The following is a 2,413-nucleotide window of genomic DNA, read 5'->3' as shown; positions in this document are numbered from 1 at the left end:
AAACGCGGTTGTGCCAGACAAGGCCATAGGATGATCATCGACCACCAACAAGGTCGGTGCAGCGTTCGACATGCGATTTCCCGTCTAATTTCCCAGTTCGTCCTTGTTGTCACTTGAAGCCGTGTTAACGGACTGCGCGTGGACGATAGCAGCCACTCTAGCAGAGCGGGCGAGGCGTCACAATCCACCGCACGCGGGTTCACGTTGCGTATAGGCCATGCGAAATGGCGCTGCGGCGAGGGTTTCGCGTGTTTTAAGTGCCTAATGCGCTCGCTTTGGTCGTGTACTGGCCCCGACTTGGTAGAATTGCGCGATGAAAAATATCGTTATCCTGATTTCCGGGCGAGGCTCCAATATGGAAGCCATCGTCAGCGCCTGCGCCGCCGAGGGCTGGCCGGCGCGCGTAGCGGCGGTCTTGTCCAACCGGCCAGACGCCGAAGGTCTGAAATATGCCGCCGACCACGGCGTGGCTACCGGCGTGGTGGACCACAAGCTTTATGATGATCGCGCCACTTTTGATGCCGCGCTCGCCGCTGCCATCGACGCTTTCGCGCCGGACCTGGTGGTCCTGGCCGGATTCATGCGCATCCTGACGCCGGGCTTTGTCGACAAGTACGCCGGGCGCATGCTGAATATCCATCCGTCGCTGCTGCCGTGCTTTCCGGGGCTGCATACGCACCGGCAAGCCATTGAGGCGGGCGTCAAGGTCCACGGCGCCAGCGTGCATTTCGTCACGCCCGAGCTTGATCACGGCCCCGTCATCGTCCAGGCCGCGCTTGACGTGCTGCCGGACGACACGCCCGAGAGCCTGGCCACGCGCCTGTTGCCGTGCGAACACGTTATCTACCCGCGCGCTGTGCGCTGGTATGTCGAAGGCCGGCTGCAAGTGCGTGCCGGCGTAGTCCGGGTCGAACCACCCGAATCCCAGCTGTTTACGGCCTTTGCTGCCGCTACGGAGGTGCAGTCATGAGCCGCAATACCGCAGGGGCCCGCCAGCCCGTCCGCAACAAGAACAAGGATCACAAGGGCACGCCCATCCGCCTGTCGCGCTCGCGCGATGCGAACGAGGGCCAGGCCCCGCAGCAAGGCCGCGGGCCRCATGGCGGGCTGCATGCCGTCCATATCCAGCATATCGACCGCCTGCTGGGCAAGGTGCTGATGTTCACGCGTCCGTCCGACGTGGTGGTGAGCTACTACTTCCGCGAAAACCCCAAGCTGGGCCATCGCGAGCGCGGCATCATCGCCGAAGCCGTGTTTGCCGTGCTGCGCCGGCGCGTGGAGTTTGCGCAGTTCGCCGCCAGCGGCACGGGAGCTTCGCAGCGCCGCCTGGCCTTGCTGGGCCTGGCCGCCACGCTGGGCCGCGACGTACTGACGCCGTTCTTGCTGCCGGAAGAGGGCGAATGGCTCGATCGCCTGACCACGATCGAGCGTTCCAGCCTGGCGCCGCGCGTGCGCGCCAACCTGCCCGAATGGCTGTTCGACCAGCTGGCCGCGCGCCACGACGAAGCCTTTGTCGAAGCGCTGGGCGACGCCTGGCTGCGCCCGGCGCCGCTGGACCTGCGCGCCAACCTGGTCAAGACCACGCAGGAGGCCGCGCTGGCCGAACTGACCACCGCGGGGCTGAAGGCCGAGTTGACGCCGATGGCGCCGTCCGGCATCCGCCTGGCCGRCAAGCCGGCGCTCAACCAGCTGCCGCTGTTCGTCAACGGCCTGGTCGAAGTGCAGGATGAAGGCAGCCAGCTGCTGTGCAACCTGGTCGCGCCCAAGCGCGGCGAGATGGTGGTCGATTTTTGCGCGGGCGCGGGCGGCAAGACGCTCGCCCTGGGCGCGCTGATGCGCTCCACCGGCCGCCTCTATGCATTCGACGTGTCCGAGAAGCGCCTGTCCAATCTCAAGCCGCGCCTGGCGCGCAGCGGATTGTCCAATGTGCACCCCGTGCTGATCGACTCCGAGCACGACGCCAAGATCAAGCGCCTGGCCGGCAAGATCGACCGCGTGCTGGTGGATGCGCCTTGCAGCGGCCTGGGCACGCTGCGGCGCAATCCGGACCTGAAGTGGCGCCAGTCGCCGCAATCGGTGCTGGAGCTGACCGTCAAGCAGGCGGCCATTCTCGAGTCCGCCGCGCGCCTGGTAAAGGTGGGCGGGCGCGTGGTCTACGCAACCTGCAGCGTGCTGGAGGCCGAGAACGAAGGCATCGTGCGCGGTTTCCTGGCCTCGCACCCGGCCTTCCGCCTGGTGCCCGCCGCGCAGGTGCTGGCCGAGCAAAAGATCACGGTGCCCGGCTTGCCGGAAGATGCCGAGATGCTGGCGCTGTACCCGCACCTGCACCAGACCGACGGCTTCTTCGCCGCCGTGCTGGAGCGCGTCAGCTAACGCCCGATCGGTCAGGCGGCTGCGCCCGGGGAGGCATCCC

General features: G+C 66.5%; 2 protein-coding genes and 1 pseudogene. 2 read left to right on the top strand and 1 reads right to left on the bottom strand.

Annotated elements, in window-relative coordinates:
- Positions 1–72, bottom strand: a pseudogene (locus AC1DS3_RS37785) (response regulator); the annotation flags it as partial.
- A gap of 241 nt (positions 73–313) precedes the next feature.
- Between AC1DS3_RS37785 and purN the strand changes: the two are divergent.
- Both purN and AC1DS3_RS37775 read left to right on the top strand, forming a co-directional pair.
- Positions 314–970 (top strand): phosphoribosylglycinamide formyltransferase, encoded by a 657-nt coding sequence (gene purN, locus AC1DS3_RS37780; RefSeq protein ID WP_441636598.1) that lies wholly within the window; start codon positions 314–316, stop codon positions 968–970.
- Positions 967–2,373: an RsmB/NOP family class I SAM-dependent RNA methyltransferase gene (locus AC1DS3_RS37775; RefSeq protein WP_477129269.1), complete on the top strand. Its 1,407-nt coding sequence runs from the start codon at positions 967–969 to the stop codon at positions 2,371–2,373. The genes purN and AC1DS3_RS37775 overlap by 4 nt, the downstream gene beginning before the upstream one ends.
- Positions 2,374–2,413 lie beyond the last annotated feature (40 nt).

This window comes from Cupriavidus sp. 01L46 (assembly GCF_056399905.1).
This window is presented reverse-complemented; position numbering and strand designations above follow the sequence as displayed.

Bases quoted from the DNA above. Each gene is read 5' to 3' on its own strand.
- purN (WP_441636598.1), top strand. From the start codon at position 314: ATGAAAAATATCGTTATCCTGATTTCCGGGCGAGGCTCCAATATGGAA.